Source organism: Halochromatium glycolicum, from assembly GCF_016584085.1.
GTDB classification, from domain to species: Bacteria; Pseudomonadota; Gammaproteobacteria; order Chromatiales; family Chromatiaceae; genus Lamprobacter; species Lamprobacter glycolicus.
Genome location: NZ_NRSJ01000014.1, coordinates 1 through 19253, shown reverse-complemented (window position 1 = coordinate 19253; position 19253 = coordinate 1). Strand labels below are relative to the sequence as shown.

Genomic DNA, 19253 nt, shown 5'->3' with positions numbered 1-19253 from the left:
TCGGCGGTGAATGGCCGCCGCCAAAACCTGATGCAGAAGCAACGTCTGCCAATGGCTCGAAACCTTGGATACGGGGGAATACGACGTGACCAAAATGCTCGCTGGATCAAGCCGTTTTGTTACTGCGCTCGCGATTGCGGGAGGCCTCCTACTCGCCTCCCAGTCAGCGGTCTTCGCCGCCGAATGCAAAGGCATGGAAAAAGCCGCTTGTGAACGTCAAAACAGTTGTACCTGGGTCGATAGTTATACCCGCAAGGATGGTGTCAAAGTCAGTGGGTATTGCCGGAGCAAGGGTAGCAAGAAATCCTCGAGCTCCAGCTCGAGCTCCAGTTGAGGCATCAGATGCGTTCCGCCCGATCATCGGCGCGATCAGAATCGCGATCAGAATGAGGTGCAGCGCGATTGCCCAGTATGGGCCAGATCGGCGTCTCTGACCGGATCTCCAGCCGGCGCCATAAGGACTTGGCGCACGCTCACTCGTCGAGCGCGGAGGCGGTCTTGAGCGCAGGAAGCGCCCGTCTAGTGGCCGCACGTTCAATGGAAGTCCCGAACCCGGATCACCAGCCCACCGAGCATCGCCGAATAGTCGACCAGCTCGCTGACCACGAGGTGCGTGACCCCGCCTTCGCGCTGCACCTCGCCGACTGCACCGAGCAGGCGGGCATTCAGCAGCGCCGCGCGTCGACGCACCGCAATCCGCTTCCAGATCACCAGATTCAGCTGGCCGGTCTCATCCTCGAGCGTCACGAAGGTCACGTCATTGGCCGATGCCGGGCGCTGGCGGGTGATCGCCAGCCCGGCCGTGCGCACCCGAACGCCTGGCGTGACCTGTTCCACGGCCTGCGCCGTCAGCAGTTGCAGCCGATCGAGCTCGGGCCGCAACAGCGCCAACGGGTGTCGGCGCAGGCTCAAGCCCAGGCTGGCATAGTCGGCGACGATCGCCTCGCCTTCCTGCGGTGGAGCCAACAGCGGCAGTGCGGCTGCCTGCTCGTCGGCGGGCAGCAGCGGTAGCGCTTCCGCCCGCGACGCCGCCTGCCAGGCGGCCTGGTGGCGGTGACCGGCGATGCCGCTCAGCGCATCAGCCGCCGCCAGGGCCTTCATGTCCCGCCGGTCGAGCCCACTGCGATGGCGCAGATCGGCCAACGACTGCCAGCGACGTTCATGCCGCGCCGCAATCAGACGCCGGGCGCCGGCGCGCGAGAGCCCTTTGACCAGCCGCAAGCCCAGACGCAGCGCCGGAACGCCATCTTGCGTGCGCTCGAGTGTGCAATCCCAGTCGCTGGCGCTGACATCGACCGCACGGACCTCGACCTGCTGCCGGCGCGCCTCACGGATCAATTGGGCGGGCGCATAGAAGCCCATCGGCTGACTATTGATCAACGCGGCAAAGAAGGCCGCAGGCTCATGGTGCTTCAGCCAGGCCGAGCAATAGACCAGCAGCGCAAAGCTCGCCGCGTGCGACTCAGGGAAGCCGTACTCGCCGAAACCGAGGATCTGATGATAGAGCTGCTCGGCGAAGGCGCGCGTATAACCGCGGCCGATCATGCCGTCGATGAGCCGATCGCGGATCGGCTCCAGCCCGCCGCGGCGGCGCCAGGCCGCCATCGAGCGGCGCACCTGATCGGCCTCGCCGGGATCGAAGCCGGCCGCGACCGTCGCGACCTGGATCACCTGCTCCTGGAAGATCGGCACCCCGAGCGTGCGCCCAAGCACCTGCTCGACCTCGGCCGATGGATAGCTGACCGGCTCCAGGCCCTGACGTCGCCGCAGATAGGGATGGACCATGTCGCCCTGGATCGGGCCCGGTCGCACGATCGCGACCTCGATCACCAGATCGTAGAAACAGGCCGGTTTCAGGCGCGGCAGCATCGCCATCTGGGCGCGCGACTCGATCTGGAAGACCCCGGTGGTCTCGGCACGCTGGATCATCCGATACACGGCCGGGTCCTCGGCAGGGATCGACCCGAGCGCGAGCGCCGTGCCGCGAAAGCCGTTGATCAGGCCCAACGCACGCCGGATTGCGCTCAGCATGCCGAGCGCGAGGCAATCGACCTTCAACAAACCGAGCGCATCGAGATCGTCCTTGTCCCATTGGATCACGCTGCGCCCGTCCATGGCCGCGTTCTCGATCGGCACCAACCGGTTCAGCGGCCCGTTCGAGATCACGAAGCCGCCGACATGCTGTGAGAGATGGCGTGGGAAGCCGATCAGCTGATGCACCAGCTGCAACAGCATGCTCACGCGCGGATGCGCGGGATCGAGGCCGACCTCGCGCAAGCGCTCCGGCGCGACCCGCTGGCCATCCCACCAGTTGATGTTGCGGGCCAGACGGTCGACCTGATCGAGCGAGAAGCCGAGCGCCTTGCCGACATCGCGCAGCGCGCTCTTGGGCCGATAGCTGATCACGGTCGCCGCGAGTGCGGCACGCTCGCGGCCGTACTTGTTGTAGAGATACTGGATCACCTCCTCGCGTCGATGATGCTCGAAGTCGACATCGATATCGGGCGGCTCGCCGCGCTCGCGCGAGATGAAGCGCTCGAACAGCATCGCAATGCGCGCCGGGTCGACCTCAGTGATGCCGAGGCAATAACAGACGACCGAGTTGGCCGCTGAGCCCCGACCTTGGCACAGGATGCCTCGGCCGCGGGCAAAGCAGACGATGTCCAGCACCGTGAGGAAGTAGGGGGCGTAGCCGAGCTCCGCGATCAGTCGCAGCTCGTGCTCGGCCTGATCGTGAACGACCCTCGGCATCCCATCGGGCCAGCGTCGGCCGGCACCGGCGAAGGTCATGCGCCGAAGATAGCCGTCCGGCGTCTCGCCGGCCGGCACCAGCTCCTCGGGGTACTCGTAGCGCAGCTGATCGAGGCTGAACTGACAACGCTCGGCGACAGCCAAGGTCTCGGCAAGCAGCGGCTCGGGATAGAAACGACCTAACTGCTCAAGAGTCCGTAGATGCTGCTCCCGGTTCTGCCTGTGCGCCGCACCCCGCGCGACATCGACACCGACGCGGATCGCACGCACCAGGTCGAGCAGCGGCGCCCGCTCTGCCGCATGCATGCGAACCGCACCCATCGCGACGAGCGGCAGTCCCAGCACACCCCCGAGCCGTTGCAGTCCCCGCAACCGCCCTTGATCATCGCCGGCACGGTGCAGCGCGACCCCGATCCAGCATCGGCCCGCAAACCGTTCGCAAAGCCATTCCCCCTCGGAAGGGGCCGCCTCGGCATCGGCGATCCAGATCGCAAGACAGCCGGCAAGGCCATCATCCAGATCGGTCGCGAGCAGGCGATAGGACCCTTTGGGGGCACGCCGGCGTGCGACGGAGATGAGTGCCGAGAGATTCCCGTAACCCGACGCATCGGCCGCAAGCAGGATCAAACGCGGACCCGCCTCGACTGCGACCTCGGTACCGATCAGCAGCTTGAACCCGAGCGCATTTGCCTCGGCATGGGCACGCACGACCCCGGCCAGCGAGCATTCATCGGTCAACGCGAGCGCGCGATAGCCGAGCCGAGCCGCGGTCCGGACCAGCTCTTCCGGATGCGAGGCGGCGGACAGGAAGGTGAAATTTGACCAACAGTTGAGCTCTGCGTAAGCAGCCACCTGCCAATCCCGGGTAACTGTCAATAAAGACAGTATACCCGGCTCATAGTCACCCGCCCTGGTTTCTGGACAGGCTGAGCCCATCGGTGCTGACTGCTCCGGCGCTGTCTGTCCGGCGATCAGGCGGAATGGCTATACGAATGCTCGCCGGCACACCGGATCAAGCCGGCGGCCGCGATGATGAAGAAAGTAGAGCAGGCCTAAGCTGGAGGACCAGGGAGAAGTCCGTAACCAGCTCAGCACAGGCGCTCAGCACAGGCGCTCAGCAAATGAGCTCAGTCAAACGGACAGCACCAGACGCTACTGGTCGATCGCTTCTTCATCCCAGAACAGATCGTACTCTTCGTCGGCCGGCGGGGCCCCGTCGTGGACCAGGTTTCGACGACGCTGCAGAAAGGCGTCTCGGACGAACGCATAGCGGTCGAGCGCGGCTTCGTCCATCAGATCGCCAGCGGCAAGCAGATCAGCGCGCCTATCGATGGTACGCAGGACGACGAGGCCCCAGTAGATCTCGTCTTCGTTCAGGTTGAAGAGCGGGTCGACCACGATGTCCCCGGCAAGACCGACGGTGTCGCGTACCGAGCTCGGCCCGAGAATCGGTAACATCAGGAACGGACCGGCGCCCACCCCCCAGTAGCCGAGGGTCTGCCCGAAGTCCTCCTTATAGGTCGGAATCCCCATATTCGTGGCCACGTCGAAGAAGCCGACAACCCCGACAGTGGTATTCACCACCACACGTCCGACGTCGCTACCAGCGCGTGAGAGCTTGAATTGGAGCGCGTTATTGACCGCTGAGGTGATATCAGCGATGTTATTGAAAAAGTTGGTGATACCGCGGTCGATCGGCTCCGGCGTGATGAACTGATAACCCTGCGCGGCGGGCTTCATGAAGGCATTGTCAAAGTCCGTGTTGAACTTGAACATCGCCCGGTTGTACAACTGCCAGGGGTCGCGTGGATCGCGTTGTGCCTCAGGGATCGAGCTGCACCCGCTAACCACCAACGCCGCACCGACCCAAAAGGGAAGGATGCGTACGAGCGCCTTTCGCATACGCCGGACCCCCACATCATCTGTCATGCGCTACCGTCTCTATGGGATCGGATGGTAGCACAGGCATCGACGGCCATCGCGGCACAGAGCGCGGCATCACCGTTCCGACGCCGCTGCGGGCATAGAACGTTCGTCTCGGGTGTCGTCGTTTGGCTTTTGCTCACAAGGCTCTTATGCTGCCCCGATGCAACCTCGCGACCAAGCCTCCGCGCCTCAGGGCATCGCCGCACGCTTCCGCGGTTTCCTGCCCGTCGTCGTCGATGTCGAGACCGCCGGCTTCGACCCCCAGCGCCATGCCTTACTCGAGATCGCCGCCATTGTCATTCGGATGGACCCCGACGGCTGGCTGATGCCAGGCCCGACACATGCTTGCCATGTCTTGCCGTTCCTCGGCTCAGAGCTCGATCAAAGCGCACTGGCGTTCAATAAGATCGATCCCGACCACCCGTTTCGGGACGCGATGACCGAGCAGCAGGCCTTGCGCAAGATCCTCGATCCAATCCGTAAGGCGGTCTCTTCACAGGGATGCAATCGCGCGATCCTGGTGGGTCACAACGCCCATTTCGACCTCGGCTTCATCAAGGCAGCGGTCGAGCGCAATGACTATAAGCGCAATCCGTTCCATGCCTTCAGCGTGTTCGATACGGTGTCGCTCGCCGGCCTCGCCTACGGCCAGACCGTGCTAGCCAAGGCCGTGCAAGCTGCTGGGCTCGGGTGGGATAACAGCGCTGCGCACTCCGCGATCTATGATGCGGAGCAGACGGCGCAACTGTTTTGCACGATCGTCAACGACTGGCGGTCAGCAACGTTGCGGGCGGGCGCAGACCGCTCGGCTGATCGAACAGGTTCTGCCGAGCGAACCGGCTGAGCCTTGCGCAGGCTCACATCCGCGGATGCTCGCTTGCGTTGATGCTCCGGCGAGGTCGCCGATGCAACGCAGCGCCGGAGCCGGAATGGGCAAGGAACAAGCGGCCGGGTTACCCCGCACTCTCGCTCGTGCCGGCCTCGTGCTTGGCCGCGGCCGACTCCATCATCGTCTTGAGCTCACCACTCGCGGCCAATTCGAGCGTGATGTCGCAGCCGCCAACCAATTCGCCATCGACGTAGATCTGCGGGAAGGTCGGCCAGTCAGCATAGCGCGGCAGGCTCTCGAAGATCTCCGGGTCCTGCAGGACATTGACATAGGCGAACGACACCCCTGTGTCGCCGAGCGCCTGAGCCGCCCGCATCGAGAAGCCGCACTGCGGCATCTGCGGCGTGCCCTTCATATAGATCACGATCGGATGACCCTTGACCTGCTGGTCGATGCGTTCGAGAACGTCCATCGCATTACCTCGTTTGAACCTGGGTGTTTGGTCAGGCGAAGGTCGGGATAGCAATGCGTCATATCAAGGCGCCATCAACCTGCCGCTGCAGCCAATATTCGAGCAATGCGACATGCCAGAGCTTACTGCCCTGAATCCGAGTGTGGTGCTGATCCGGCGCGGCGAGCAGCGTGTCGATGTAATCGCGCCGATAGAGGCCGCGCTCGCGACAGGCCTGTGAGGACAGGATATCGCGCATGAGCTCTAGGAAGGGTCCGCGCACGTACTTGAGCGCCGGCATCGGAAAGTAGCCCTTGGGCCGGTCGATCACCGCGTCCGGCAAGCGGCCGCGCGCGATCGCCTTCAGCGGATACTTTCCCCCGTCGCGTAGCCGGAGCGCCGGCGGGCATTTGGCCGCGAGCTCGACGAGTTGATGGTCGAGAAAGGGCACGCGCGCCTCCAGCCCCCAGGCCATCGTCATGTTGTCGACGCGCTTGACTGGGTCATCAACGATCAGGGTGGTCACATCGAGGCGCAGCACCGCGTCGATCACCTCGTCGGCACCGGGCTCGGCGAGCCGCTCGGCGATCAACGCCTCCGTGTGGTCGGGCCCAGCGAAAGGTCCCGACACCATCCTCAAGTACTCGTCGTGGTCGCGGTCGAAATAGTGCCGGCGCAGCCGATCGACCGGACCGCCTTCCTGGTCCGCCGCGATGCGCGGATACCAGAAGTAACCACCGAAGACCTCGTCGGCGCCCTGCCCGGACTGCACCACCTTGATCTCGCGCGAGACCTGCTCGGCGAGCAGATAGAAGGCGACCGCGTCCTGGCCGAACATCGGCTCGGTCATCGCGTCGACGGCCTCGGGCAGGCGGCGCAGGACCTCCTCGTTCGGCACCCTGAAGCGATGATGATGGGTCCCAAAGTGCGCGACGACCTGATCCGAGTATTCGAACTCGCTGCCAGCCTCCTCCGGCGTGTCCTCGAAGCCGACCGAGAAGGTGTGCAGATCCGAGACGCCATGCTCGGCCAGCAACGCGACCAGCAGGCTCGAGTCGAGCCCGCCCGAGAGCAGCACCCCGACCGGCACATCGGCGATCTCACGGCGCTTGCGCACCGCGGTCTCGAGGGCATCATGGATGGCCGCGACCCAGTCGGCCTCGGAGCGCGGCTCACCCGACCCGATCGGCTCGCGGGTCGCATCGAGCTGCCAGTAACGCCCTTCGGTCTTGGTGCCGTCGGCATCGATGCGCAGCCAATGCGCCGGCGGCAGCTTGCGGATCGCGCTCAGGATGGTGCGCGGCGCGGGCACCACGGCATGTAATGTAAACAGGTTGTGCAACGCGACCGGATCGATCTCAGAGCTGATGCCGCCGGCCGCGATCAACGCTTGGGTTGTCGAGGCGAAGCGGATGCGGCCGCCAGACTCGCTCCAGTACAGCGGTTTGATCCCGAAGCGATCCCGCGCCAGGAAGAGCTGGCGCTTGTTGGTGTCCCAGACCGCGAATGCGAACATCCCATGCAGGCGCGCGACACAATCCTCGCCCCAGGCATGCCAAGCCTTCAAGATGACCTCGGTGTCGCCGTCCGAGAAGAAGCTGTAGCCCAGATCGCGCAGCTCCCGGCGCAGCTCGGGATGGTTATAGATCGTGCCGTTGAAGACCAGTGCGAGCCCCAGACCCTGATCGACCATCGGCTGATTCGAGCGCGCAGAGAGGTCGATGATCGACAGTCGACGATGCCCAAAGGCGAGCGCACCATCGCTGTAGCTGCCGCCATGATCGGGACCGCGCGGCTGCAGCCGCTCCATCATCCGTGCCACCGCCCCCAGGTCTGCAGCCGCACCGTTGATGCCCAACTCTCCGCAGATGCCACACATCGGTCAGTCTCCCCCGTCATGATCTCCAGACCGAGGCCAGTCTCAGACCGTTCTCGGGCCGGCCTCATGCCAGTCTCGCTCTAAGCCAGACATCAGCATCTCACATGCGGCGCGATCGCGTGCAAAGCGATCCCAAGATGACGGTCTCTTCGCCCGGGCTGGCACGACACTCTGGAACAGTCGCGGCCTATCGTCCCGGGTGGCGATGCGTCGTCAGCATCACCACGCACCTTGGAGGGGTGACCGGTGGCGTCGGCATCGCGCTCGAAGGCGGTCCGTCATCATCCGCATGAACCTTGTAGGGGGCGCCGAGACCATTGACGGAGGGCGCCCGAGACCGCGCCTTGCCGGTAGCACGCATTCTCAGCTCTTCCCGAGCCAGCCGATCGCACAATGGTCAGCAGGCCATCACCCATCCAGGTAACGCTTGATATCCCCTGACGCGTGCATACGTTTTCGTCGCAGTCGTTCGATAAGTCAACGTCCAAGCCACAAGCCAGGAGAGTCAGCAATGGCACATGAACTTCCACCCCTACCTTATGAGAAGAATGCGCTGGAGCCCGTCATCTCCGCGGAGACGCTCGAATACCACTACGGCAAGCACCATCAGACCTACGTCAACAACCTCAACAACCTGATCCCCGGCACCGAGTTCGAGAGCAAGTCGCTCGAGGACATCATCAAGTCGGCCTCCGGCGGTATCTTCAACAATGCGGCGCAGGTCTGGAACCACAGCTTCTACTGGAATTGCTTGAGCCCAAACGGCGGCGGTGAGCCGACCGGTGCGCTCGCTGACGCGATCAACGCCAAGTTCGGCAGCTTCGACGAGTTCAAGACACAGTTCAGCCAGTCGGCCGCGACCAACTTCGGCTCCGGCTGGACCTGGCTGGTCAAGAACAGTGACGGGAGCGTCGAGATCATGAACACATCGAACGCCGGCACCCCGATGACCGAGGGCAAGACCGCGCTGCTGACCGTCGACGTCTGGGAGCACGCCTACTACATCGACTACCGCAACGCTCGCCCGAAGTACCTGGAAGCCCTCTGGGACAAGATCAACTGGGATTTCGTCGCCAGCAACTACGCAGGCTGAGGCCAGCATCGGCGATGGCCCGCCTCAACGGTGCAATCAGCACCGCAGGGCTAGGAGCCTGACCTGAGCGTAGCCTCCTCAGGCGTCGCTGCGGGCGAAGCCTTTGGCTGAGCTAGCGCGAGCGACGATCACGAGACCAGAGAGCCCCGGCCGAAACGCCATCCTGGCGTGGCGTCCGGGGTGTTCCGTTAACTGACCAAACCAAAGAGGCGATCCAAGGTGGACACAGGCTCTCTGAAGGTACTCGAGCTGGCGCTGATCGTCGGCGTCGTCGGCTATTTCTACTTCCGTCAGCGGAACAACCTACAGCGACTCAAGGATGAGCGCGAGGCCGGGCAACAGGCCGACGAGAAGACACCCGAGACGGATCGAGGAGACGGAGACAGTAGGTCTTGACAGTCATTCGGCTAACGGTCGACTCGGGAACCGGCACCCGGCAGCTCAACCTTGCTGCCCACCGTCGACAGGATCGCTTCCTTGGACTGCGTACGCGTGTACTCTCCTGCCGTAAAGGTGGTGAGTCAGCCCACCTTTAGGGGCTGTCCGGCGAATACACTGAATAGGCATGTCTCGCTAGCGGGCAAAATGACCTGATCGGCCGGCAAGTAGTGTTCAAGTTATGGACGGACAAGCGCTTAGAGTTGGCGAGGATCGGAGCGTGAGTTTGGGCAAACGAGGTTAACGAAACCCTCAAACGCCGTTCCTCAATGCGTGTTGTTCTTGAGGTACTGGTCCAAACGATCGGCGGCGACGAAGCGCAGGATCGCGCGCGTATCGTCAGTGCAGTTTTTGAAGACGAGGCGCTGGAGCACGCCCGGCCCTTGCTCCAGTATCAGACGGCCGACTAGCTCATCGACGAAGGACTGCGTGACTGCGGCTCCAGCGAAGTCGATCACTACCTCGAAACCCTCCGACAGGAAGCCCTCGATGCGTTCCCGCTCCGGCACAGCGGCGTGCCGCATGCCGAAGAAATGGCGTTCGGCTGCATGCTGGAGCGGGACGAGCTGGCGTTCTGGGGTCGGGTTCATTTCGTCAGTCTCTGCCGATTCATAACCAAAAAGCAAGACTCGCTACTCGAACCGAAGTTCCGGCGGCACCGCATCGCCCAGCGGCAACAGTTCTGGAACCCGAAGACTGCGCAAGGCCTCACGCCGCATCTCGACCGCGGTCGCGACACCTTGCCACGCCGCATTATCCCGCAGCATCCCACCACCTCGCTGGCGCTGATAGGCGTCCCCCGTCACCACCAGCATGTCTCCACTGCTGCGATCGATGATCCGGTGCACGGTTGTCAGGCCGATGCCCTGGTTGACGGTGTCAGCTCGCACGCCCAGATTTCGATTACAGCTGACTCTCGGCTGAAGCGCCGCGGAGATCGCGGCAAAATGGGTCTCTGCTTCGAGCAGCGGGTGTCCCCTCAATGTAGCGAGCAAGCCGCAGCCCGTGTCCGCAACAGCTAATCTGACCTTGTCACTGGACGGGTAATACTGCGCGGCAGTCCAAACTCGTGCTCTGCTCCGAAACCCGTGCCTCTGTGCATGACTCAGGGCGTTGCTCAGCAGCTCCGACAGAACATACTGGATGATACCCATCTGGTGCTCGTGCTCGTCTGCGTGCATCGAGTCTTGCTTCGGCGGCCGGCCTTGGGCTCGAGTGCCGATAAGCGCCTCCGCGAGACTACTCGCGACTGCTTCAGCCTCCTCCTCGCCATCGATCCGCTTCAGCTCCGAAAGCGCATCACGGCGGTCACGGCGCCGCCCTGGTGGCAGAGGACTGTCCACCAGTTCAACGTGATCAAAAACATCCATCCGGTGCAGATAGGCGCCGGTCTGCTGATCCAGTCCAATGACACGGACACTCTGTTCGAAATCCGTAAGTTGAAGAAGGCCCTCCCCCAGCAAGGTCATGCCGAAAGGATCGACGAACTCGGTTCCGCGAACATCCAACTCGACGATGTCCCCCTCGGCCTCTGCCAAACGCCGGTAGGTAGCCAGGGTCTCCACTGGGCTTCTGGCGGTCAGGAACTTCGGCAGTCGCAACGGTGATACTGGCAAAGGACGGTACCTAGACTTTCTCAGCCTGCTGGATGCGCTCAAAGAACGAAAGTATCTCGACCTGCGAGTAAGGCACGAAATGCGTCGACCGAATCAGTCCGACGCCGCTGGGTTGTCCGATGATCAGGCTCTTCAGCATGCCTTGGTCCTTCTTCTCCTGGGCGTAGACCTTGGCCATGATGCTGGCGTCGGAGTCCTCCAGCGCGAGCACGATCTGGGTGCCGGCGTTGGCGAAGATCGACGGGTGGAAGTCCCGCGTCTCCTGCGAGGACAGGATCAGCCCGAGCCCGTACTTGCGGGCTTCCTTGGCTAGGTCCGTAATCTTGGGGTCGTTGCAGAGCTTATGGGCCTCGTCAACGCAGACCATCAGCCGCAGGGACTTGGACATGCCCTGCATCATCATCGCGCCGTAGAGCTTCTCCAGCAGGAAGCGCGAGGCCGCCAGCATCAGGTCCTTGATGCCGGCCGTCAGCAGGATAACGGTGGTGCGCTTGAACAAGTCGTCGAAGCTGAACCCCGCCTTGCCCTGGTCGAAGATGCCGCTCATGAAGAGCGGTTGCAGCCGGACCTGAAGGTTCTTGATCTGTCCGCCCTTCTCGGACCATTGGTCCAGCACCGCCTCCAGCATCTCCAGCGTCGGCGGCTCCTTGTCGGCAGGCGCTGGGGTCTTCATGTCGAACCCGGCCTGTTCGTAACACTCCTGGATCGCCTCCCGCAGCTTGCCGAGCTGGATGTCGCCGGAGCCGGCGAAGACCGCATTCAGGGTATCCGCGAGGCGGAACACCATCTCCACCGGGCGGCGGCGCTCTCCGGTGCGGGGGTCTACGGGGACCTCGAAGGGGTTGATCGGCAGACCCTCCATGACATCGAACACCTGGGGCTGGACGGCCTCGGCGAACTCGCCCGAAGCGTACTCCCCCTGGAAGTCGAAGATGATCGAGGGCACGCCTCGGCGGTCCAGCTCGTACAGCAGACTCTTGGTCGTTTCGCTCTTGCCTGAGCCGCTCTTGCCGACGATCAGCAGGTGCTGGTTCAGCAGCCGCGTTGGCACAGAGGTGTGCGGGTCCCAGTGCACGGCGGCCTGCGTGACGCGATCATTGCCGAGCAACACCCGTACCGGCTCATCGGATGGCTTGGCTTGCTCCGCTGGCTGTTCTTCCTGTCCTCCCGTCCCGGGGGCGCCGGGGTCCCCGCCCGACTGAGTACCGTCCGACTGAGCACCGTCCGGTGTTGCGCCTGAAACGCGTGGCCTAGCGCCCTCAGAGCCTGGTTTGCCCCGCTGCTGAGTTGCGCCGTCTTCGCCGCCATGCGGAGCCGAACCATCGTCGGCCGGCGGCGTGCTTCCATCCTCGCCACCGTCATCGGTCCCGATCCCCAGCAGCTCGGCGATACCGGCACGCCCGAAGGTCTGGATGCGGTTCTCGTGAACAACCTTGTCCTCAACGGTTGCGTACGAGCTGCCGTTGAAGATGAACCCCTCATGCCCGAAGCTCACCTCGGCAACACCGGCCTCCACCGACTCCAGCGCGCGCTGAAACGCCGCGTGATCGTCCGCCGTCGGCGCGCCATCGGCGAAGAGTCCGTAGCGAACGGCTCGCTCGAAGTAGAAGCGCAGAATGTTCGCCAGCTCCTTGTGCTTGATGGCCGCATCCAGCCTGGGCTCCTCGCCGCCGAGGAAGTTGCGGCGGAAATGCTGCTCGGTGTTGTGATTCTTCTCGCGGATTGCCTCGTGCAGCTCGAGCAACTGGGCGGGCGACCCCGCCTTGCGGTTCTTCACCTCGATCAGATCCAGATGCAGTGCACGCTCGGAGAGCCGTGCCAGCATCAGGTCCGTGCGCTTCAGCGTCAGGTCCGCGTTGACCAGCTCCTTCTGGCTCAGGTGGAACAGCTCCATGTGGCTGTCGACCGGGATCAGCACGGCGCCCCGGAGCCTGCCGTCGCGCTCCAGCGCAAGCCGCGTCAGCGCCAGCCCGATCACCTCCTGGGCTTGGGTGGGGTTGTTGATGAGCTTCAGCGCCAGCCGCCCGGAGACGGACTTCAGCAGCGTCAGCACCTCTGCGACCTTGGCGCTGTCGATGGTCTCGCCTTCCTGGTCCGGGTCGATGCCCAGCATCTCCAGGAAGCCGTTGCGCAGGATGCTCTCGATCTCCTGCTGGTGAAAGGTGGAAATGATGAGCCGGTGCGCGACCCCGTCCAGGAACTCCGGGGTGTAGTCGATCAGGTAACCGCCGCCGACCTTGCCCGGCCCCTTGATCGGGTCGTCGAAATACTCGATGCCGAAGTTGCGGTCGATGGTGAAGACCCAGTCGGACGCCTGGTGCACCCGCTCCAGCATCGTCAGGTGGTACTTGCCCTTGTCTTCGGTCAGCTCAAGCTGCACCGCCAGGTAGTGCTGACCGGCGTCGCCCCAGTCGAACAAGGATGCCGCCGCGTGCGACAGGCCGACCTGCGTGTCGAACAGCCGTTGCGTGTTGCCGTCGCTGGTCAGGTCCGGGCAGCGGTTCGGCACGATCATCCGGGACCAGGTCGCCGTAGTCTTGCCCGAGGTGTAGTCGGTCAGATACTCAGCCAGCAGGTTGTACAGCGACGAGCTACCGTTGCTCCCGTGATAGGAGCGACTGGCAAGCGTCGTGCTGAAGAAGTCGATGACCAGTGTCAGGTGAGCCTCGAAGCGTTTGCTCTCCTCCTGGCGCAGATCAGCGGTCCGGTACTTGCCATAGATCAGCTTCGGGAACAGCGGGTTCTCGTTCGGGCTCAGCAGCCGCTCTTCCACATCGGACAGGGTCTGCCCGGAGATCCAGTCTTCCCGTGTCTTCTGCGTCATCAGGTCGTCGAAGGCGGAGCCCACCAATGGGTGCGGCGTGTCCTCCGGCGAGAAGAACTTGATGTCGAAGTCCAGGTCCGCGTACAGCTCGTTGTTCAGGACCAGCTTGATCGCCTCCAGCAGCAGCCGCCCGTCCCCCGGGTTGATGACGTTGACCTTGAGGGTCTGCACGTACGGATGGTGGGCCAGGTAGCGCAGCATCTTGTCCGCGATCTGGCGCGGCGTCACCGTGGACACCTCGCCGCCGCTGGAGCGGGCACCAACGGCCTGCAAGGCCGCGTTCACGGCCGTGCGCAGGTCGGCCAGCTCACCATCCGGATAGATGCCCCAGAACAGACCCAGGTTATCGGTGTTGACGAAGGCGCGATCCTGGCGCCAGGCCAGCGCATTCGGTAGATTCAGCGAGGTCAGCTTCTCCAGCACATCCTCGTCCATCAGCACGCCGATCTGCTTGGGGTCCATCCCCTCCATCTGCCGCATCCACTCCCGCAGCAGCGTCTGGTACTGGAACAGCCACAGCACCCGCAGCGGATGGGTCGGTGCCAGCAGCACCACCTCGATGGGGCTGTCCTGGGGGCCGAGCCGCAGATGGACGTTGTCGATGCGGAGCACATCGGCATGGTCCGCCAGGGCCGTATTCACGGCGCTCGGTGACCCCGCGTGGCGGATGCGATCCAACAGCAGCCGCAGCAGGGCCAGGTAGGCATCGACGTACCCAAGCACCTCCTGACGCAGATCGTGCAAGTCCGCGATCTCGATGACCCCGCGCCCATCGGACAGGTCTCGAACCGCGGTGAACAAGGTCTCCCGCGCCTTGAAGAAGGCGTTCGCATCGCGGGTCACCGCCGGCGACGGCGCATGGGCAGTAAAGTCGGATGCCTCCCCCTTGCGCCGATTGGTCAAGTCGGCCTCCAGCATGCCGAGGCTGCCGGGCTCCGCCAGGATGCGCCGCTCCAGCTCCAACAGCAGGGGGGTCAGCACCAGGTCGCCGCGGCTGTTGTTGGTGAGCCGCACGGAGTAGACATGCTCCCGCTTCAGGTCCCACGCGGCGCTGCGCACGTCATAGCGCTTGCCGGATCTGACCATGGCCAGAAAGCCGATCTCGTCCAGGTGGCGGATGCGCGTGCTGCGCTCCGCGGGCGTGTCATCGATCTCGTCGCCGACCTCGATCCAGAACGCCTCGGTCTCGTCCGACGCGTCTTCGAAGGGCAGCCCCTTCTTGGTCAACGCCTGGATGCGGATGACGGCAACGCACTGCTCGTCGTCGCCGAGATTGTGCTGGTCGATGGGTACCTTGAACGACTTGCGCTTGGCGGAGACACTCTGGGTTGGGATCACATCCACGTCGCCCTCGTCCTGCGACTTGCGCACCACGGTGACGGCGAAGCGCCCGAGGTCCTCGTGGTTGGCCGGTGATACGGTCCAGCCGATGGTGACGGCGCGCTTGCCGTCGCTGGTCAGCTCGCCGCCTTTGTCTTTGAGGCCCGCCGCGACCTTGCCCTTCTTCGGGTCCTTCAGCGGCTTCAGCGCCACGCGCAACCCAGTGACCGGCTGGGTGAAGGTCCAATTGTCGAAGGAGAGCCGACGGCGCACCGTCGGGTTGTGGCAGATGGGTGGCAGCCAATGCTCGGGCTTCAAGATCGGCTTGTCGGCCAGGTACACCAGCAGTTCCTTGCGGCGCTGATCGTCGTCCAGCTCGGCGTCCTGCACAAGCCGCGCCACGTTCTGGCCGAGGCTGCGCTCCGGGTCGGTGAGCAGCGCCATGCACCGGGCGTTGCGCGCCAGCTTCTGGGCCAGCACGCTGTCCGACAGCTCCAGGTCCGGGATCAGCCCCAGCTCATACAGGTAAGCGCCGGCGATCTCCCAATCCACAGGGCGCGCGCTCGCCTCGGCCTGCCCGAGCACCGACAGCACATAGCGCAGCCGCTGACGGACCGAGCGGCCGCGGATCTCGGGATCGAAGAGCACCTTGTTCAGGGTCGCGCGCTCGTCCGGCGGCAGATTGCTGACCTTGCCGTTCAGATGCTGCGACAGGATGCGCTCGGCATCGAAGCTCTCGGCGTCGTCGGTCTTGAAGGTGGCGATGTTGAGCGAGTCCTCCTCCGCCAGACGGATGCCGGCCGGGAACAGCGCGCAGAAGACCTTGATCCGGCCGTAGGTGGCGTCCTCGCGCAGCTTCACGGCACCGCTGCCGCTGACCATCCAGGGGTCGCTGGTCGGCTGGTCCGTGACCATCCGCACTGCGATGCCCGGCGTCGTCAGGTCCGCGTCCGCGTGCAGTCGCTCGGCCAGGCCTGACATCACCCGCCGCGGCAGATAGTCCATGCGCTGACAGTGACCGGCGCCCTTCTTGAGCAGGAATGCTTTCAGCGGGTCGGCGAGGGCGGCGACGTATTCGGCGTCGAGGGCGGAGTCGGGGAGTTTGAAGAGCGCAGTTTGGCTTGCGTTGCTCATGCGCTGTTACCCCCGGTCTTTACCGACCGCATCGATTCTGTCGAGCCTTCTTCCAAAGTGGAAATGAACGCGGCGAAGGCATCGTTCTCGATAGAGAGGGCATCGGCGCGCCTATCGAACGCGGCCACGACCGTCTCGTGAATGGAAAATCCTCTGTCCGTTGGTAATCCAACGATCACGTCTCGAAAATGCAGGTCTCGAAGCTCCTTCTGCACAGAGCCGTAGCTCATCTGGTCAAGCTGCGCCTGACCGTATGCAGAAGACAGAAAACCGGTAATGAAGCCCGGATGCACTTTGGCCTGATTGGGTATCAGTCGCATGACGTGCTGCGACATGACCCAGTTGTTGTAGTTTCGATGCACCAGCAAGGTTCTACCGACGGTGCCGCCACAGGTGACCAAGGTCCAGCCTTCGCTCACCCGCTCGTTCTTCAACCCCCGTGTGTGCAGCGAAGAAAGGTACTTCAGATCACTGGGCCTGATACGCGTTATTTGCTTGCCGCCCATCAGCGGTACGCCATTCTCGGGATCATCCACGTAAAGTCGCTTGCGCAGATTCGAGTTGCGCACATCAGACAGTAGATCACCGAGCCGCATCCCTCCCTCAGCTAGCAAGAACTTTCGCAAAGCGTTGACCGACGGTTCATGAACGGTTGCGTCTAGGCGGACTTGACCGTACTCGGTTTTCTTGATGACCCTGTCCATGGCGCCGACGGCGAAGGTCGCAGGTTCATGCGACGAGGCATTCTTCATAAATGTATCGGTCGGCGGCAGACCAAGCTGCTCCTGCACCATCCGCTCGGCCTCATCCAGCAACCGATTGGCCTCGACCCGCAGCGCGCTGACCTTGCGGATGCGCTCGGTCAGGTCGCGGCGCAGCTCCAGCGGCAGCTTGGGGATCGGCAGGTTGGCGACATCGGCCTCGTACAGATGCCGTACCACGGAGCCGGTCTGGCTGCGCTTGAGGAGGAACTGGCCCAGTGCGCTTTGGAGATAGCAATAGACAGCCCCGAGATCCACGGGGTCACGGACGTGCACGCGTAGGGCATCCTCGCTCACTGCGTGACCCGCTAGGTCTTTGGTCACAAGAGCAACATTGCCGACAGTGCCGGATCGCGAGACTAGGATGGTGCCTTCCCGCACCAGATAGGCACTGAGATTCCGGGTGTTCTTAATGGACAGGAATTGTTTCGCCTTCGGCTTCGCCTCCATCATCGCCGAGGTGGACAGAAATGGTACTCCGCGCTCCGGGTCCGGAACGAATCTGCGGGCGAAGACGCCGGGCCAGACCACTGCCGTAAGCTCCCCGAGTCGACAGGTTTCGAGATGAGAGTTGCGCAGCGCCTCCAGCGCCTGATAGCCGTCGGAGCCGTAGTAGATCGCCTCCATCCGGCTCGGCCGCTCCCGCACCTTCCCGACCCCCAGCGGCCAGACCTCCGCCTTGCAGAGCCCGCCCAAGCCAGCAAAGGCACGCCCAAGGGCCGGCTCACTCGACATGACCGCCGCGCTCCGCCAAAAACTTGTGATACTCCGCCGCGATGAAGGGCAGGTCGTCGTCGCGCATCCGGCCGTACTCGTCCACCTCGGGCAGGAAGTCATAGACCGTCGCGGCCTTCGATTCCTCATGCAGGTCGCGGCCTTCGAAGTCGCGGAACTGGGTCAGCTCGGTGCCGTCCGGGTCGCGCTTGTAGAGGGGGTTGTCGCGGCGGTCCTTGCCGACCTTCTTGGCGATGGCCATGAAGATGTCGTAGTCCGCGGGCTTGCGGGTGCGGGCCTCACGGTTCATCTCGTCGGTGCTCTTGCGGCGCAGGAAGATCAGGTGCGTCTGGATGCCGACCTTGGGCAGGAACAGCTCCACGGGCATGGCCACCAGGGCCAGGATCTGGCACTCCTTGAGCAGCCACTGGCGGATGTACTCATCATCCGGGTTGCCGAGGATGCCGTTGGGCAGGACGATGCAGGCGCGACCGGTGCCGGGCTTGAGCAGCCGCACCACGCGCTCGATGAACAGGATCTCCGGTGCGATCTTCTTTTGCAGCTTGCTGGACTGGGACCAGAAGCCGCGGTCTTCGTCGTAGGCCCAGCGGAAGCCGAGCCCGGTGTACTCGGTCAACAGGTCTTCGTCGTCGATCTTGATCTTGGTGCCGAAGGGCGGGTTGGTGGCGACGATGTCGAAGCTCCCTTCTTCCAGGGCCTCGGTGAAGAAGTCGCGGATCTTGTACGTCATCTCGGAGCCGTCCGCCTGGTAGCGCTTCAGCTCCCCGTCAGGCAGGTTCCACCGCCGTGGGTCCGGCTCCAGGCCGTTCAGGTGCGTCACGCCGCCCTGGCCATCGTTGTTCATGACCATGTTCATCCGGGCGACGCGCACCAGGTTCGGGTTGATGTCGAGCCCGTAGATGTCCTGCGATACCAGGCGCATGCGGTGGCGGAATGCGCGCTCGGCCTCGGTGCCGGTCAGACCTTCGGCGGCGATGGCGCGGCGAATCTGCTCGCCGATGTAGCCCAGCATGACCACGATGAACCCGCCGGTGCCGCAAGCGGGGTCGATGCACTTCATGCCGGGCTTCGGGTCCAGCATCTTCACGGCCATCTTGACCGCGTTGCGCGGGGTGAAGAACTCGCCGCGGGTGCCTTGCAGATTCTTGCCGACGATGGCCTCGTAGGCTTCCCCTTTGACATCGACGGATGAGCCCAGGAAGTCGTAGTGGCTGAGCTGGGAGACCAGGTAGGTGACGATGCGCGGCTCCAGGTCGATCTCCTCGGCCTGTTGCCGGAACAGCTCCGGGTAGCGGTTGCGCACCTGCTCGTCAGCAATTCCCGCCGCAAAAATATCTGCTTTAGAAACAATAAGTTGGCTTTGAGCCGAAAAAAATCTTTCGTAAACTTTTGAAGCCGAATCAGTATACTGCCACGACCTTCTCAAGCTGCGAGGCAGGTATTGATGAGTGGTCCGTTCTCACGCCAGCACCTCAGCGTCGCGGGACTGCTGCGCG

General features: G+C 63.6%; 12 protein-coding genes. 3 read left to right on the top strand and 9 right to left on the bottom strand.

What is annotated here, in order from left to right:
* Positions 1-534: 534 nt before the first annotated feature.
* Positions 535-3603, bottom strand: a complete 3069-nt coding sequence (locus CKO40_RS09480; RefSeq protein WP_338074158.1) for an error-prone DNA polymerase — start codon at positions 3601-3603, stop codon at positions 535-537.
* A 300-nt stretch (positions 3604-3903) separates the two neighbouring features.
* The gene (locus CKO40_RS09475; protein ID WP_200346025.1) at positions 3904-4653 is read right to left on the bottom strand and encodes an MlaA family lipoprotein; all 750 of its coding nucleotides are present in this window, start codon (positions 4651-4653) and stop codon (positions 3904-3906) included.
* A gap of 184 nt (positions 4654-4837) precedes the next feature.
* Between CKO40_RS09475 and rnt the strand changes: the two genes are divergently transcribed.
* A complete protein-coding gene (gene rnt, locus CKO40_RS09470; protein WP_200345966.1) occupies positions 4838-5521 on the top strand; it encodes a ribonuclease T in 684 nt (227 codons plus the stop codon).
* A 109-nt stretch (positions 5522-5630) separates the two neighbouring features.
* Here rnt and grxD read toward each other — a convergent pair whose 3' ends face one another.
* Together grxD and CKO40_RS09460 are read right to left on the bottom strand one after the other, a co-directional pair.
* The gene (grxD, locus tag CKO40_RS09465) at positions 5631-5978 is read right to left on the bottom strand and encodes a Grx4 family monothiol glutaredoxin (protein WP_200345965.1); all 348 of its coding nucleotides are present in this window, start codon (positions 5976-5978) and stop codon (positions 5631-5633) included.
* 58 nt (positions 5979-6036) lie between these two features.
* Positions 6037-7836 (bottom strand): N-acetylglutaminylglutamine amidotransferase, encoded by a 1800-nt coding sequence (locus CKO40_RS09460; protein ID WP_200345964.1) that lies wholly within the window; start codon positions 7834-7836, stop codon positions 6037-6039.
* A 511-nt stretch (positions 7837-8347) separates the two neighbouring features.
* Here CKO40_RS09460 and sodB point away from each other — a divergent pair.
* Together sodB and CKO40_RS09450 are read left to right on the top strand one after the other, a co-directional pair.
* Entirely contained in the window at positions 8348-8929 is a 582-nt protein-coding gene (sodB, locus tag CKO40_RS09455) for a superoxide dismutase [Fe] (protein WP_200345963.1), read from the top strand.
* Between the two features lie 219 nt (positions 8930-9148).
* Positions 9149-9325 (top strand): hypothetical protein, encoded by a 177-nt coding sequence (locus tag CKO40_RS09450; protein ID WP_200345962.1) that lies wholly within the window; start codon positions 9149-9151, stop codon positions 9323-9325.
* A 308-nt stretch (positions 9326-9633) separates the two neighbouring features.
* On the opposite strand, the gene CKO40_RS09445 is transcribed toward CKO40_RS09450, so the two are convergent.
* From CKO40_RS09445 to CKO40_RS09425, 5 genes are read right to left on the bottom strand one after another with little or no spacing between them, the layout of a single operon-like run.
* Positions 9634-9957 (bottom strand): STAS-like domain-containing protein, encoded by a 324-nt coding sequence (locus CKO40_RS09445; protein WP_200345961.1) that lies wholly within the window; start codon positions 9955-9957, stop codon positions 9634-9636.
* Positions 9958-9999: 42 nt separating this feature from the next.
* Positions 10000-10968 (bottom strand): ATP-binding protein, encoded by a 969-nt coding sequence (locus CKO40_RS09440; RefSeq protein WP_200345960.1) that lies wholly within the window; start codon positions 10966-10968, stop codon positions 10000-10002.
* Positions 10969-10993: 25 nt separating this feature from the next.
* A complete protein-coding gene (locus CKO40_RS09435; protein WP_200345959.1) occupies positions 10994-16261 on the bottom strand; it encodes an ATP-binding protein in 5268 nt (1755 codons plus the stop codon).
* Positions 16258-17757: a restriction endonuclease subunit S domain-containing protein gene (locus tag CKO40_RS09430; RefSeq protein WP_200345958.1), complete on the bottom strand. Its 1500-nt coding sequence runs from the start codon at positions 17755-17757 to the stop codon at positions 16258-16260. The genes CKO40_RS09435 and CKO40_RS09430 overlap by 4 nt, the downstream gene beginning before the upstream one ends.
* Positions 17747-19060: an N-6 DNA methylase gene (locus CKO40_RS09425; RefSeq protein ID WP_200345957.1), complete on the bottom strand. Its 1314-nt coding sequence runs from the start codon at positions 19058-19060 to the stop codon at positions 17747-17749. The genes CKO40_RS09430 and CKO40_RS09425 overlap by 11 nt, the downstream gene beginning before the upstream one ends.
* Between the last annotated feature and the right edge of the window lie 193 nt (positions 19061-19253).

Coding starts and splice junctions, on each gene's coding strand:
- CKO40_RS09435 (WP_200345959.1), bottom strand. CDS start 16,261: ATGAGCAACGCAAGCCAAACTGCGCTCTTCAAACTCCCCGACTCCGCC.
- CKO40_RS09475 (WP_200346025.1), bottom strand. CDS start 4,653: ATGCGAAAGGCGCTCGTACGCATCCTTCCCTTTTGGGTCGGTGCGGCG.
- grxD (WP_200345965.1), bottom strand. CDS start 5,978: ATGGACGTTCTCGAACGCATCGACCAGCAGGTCAAGGGTCATCCGATC.
- rnt (WP_200345966.1), top strand. CDS start 4,838: ATGCAACCTCGCGACCAAGCCTCCGCGCCTCAGGGCATCGCCGCACGC.
- sodB (WP_200345963.1), top strand. CDS start 8,348: ATGGCACATGAACTTCCACCCCTACCTTATGAGAAGAATGCGCTGGAG.
- CKO40_RS09430 (WP_200345958.1), bottom strand. CDS start 17,757: ATGTCGAGTGAGCCGGCCCTTGGGCGTGCCTTTGCTGGCTTGGGCGGG.
- CKO40_RS09460 (WP_200345964.1), bottom strand. CDS start 7,836: ATGTGTGGCATCTGCGGAGAGTTGGGCATCAACGGTGCGGCTGCAGAC.
- CKO40_RS09445 (WP_200345961.1), bottom strand. CDS start 9,957: ATGAACCCGACCCCAGAACGCCAGCTCGTCCCGCTCCAGCATGCAGCC.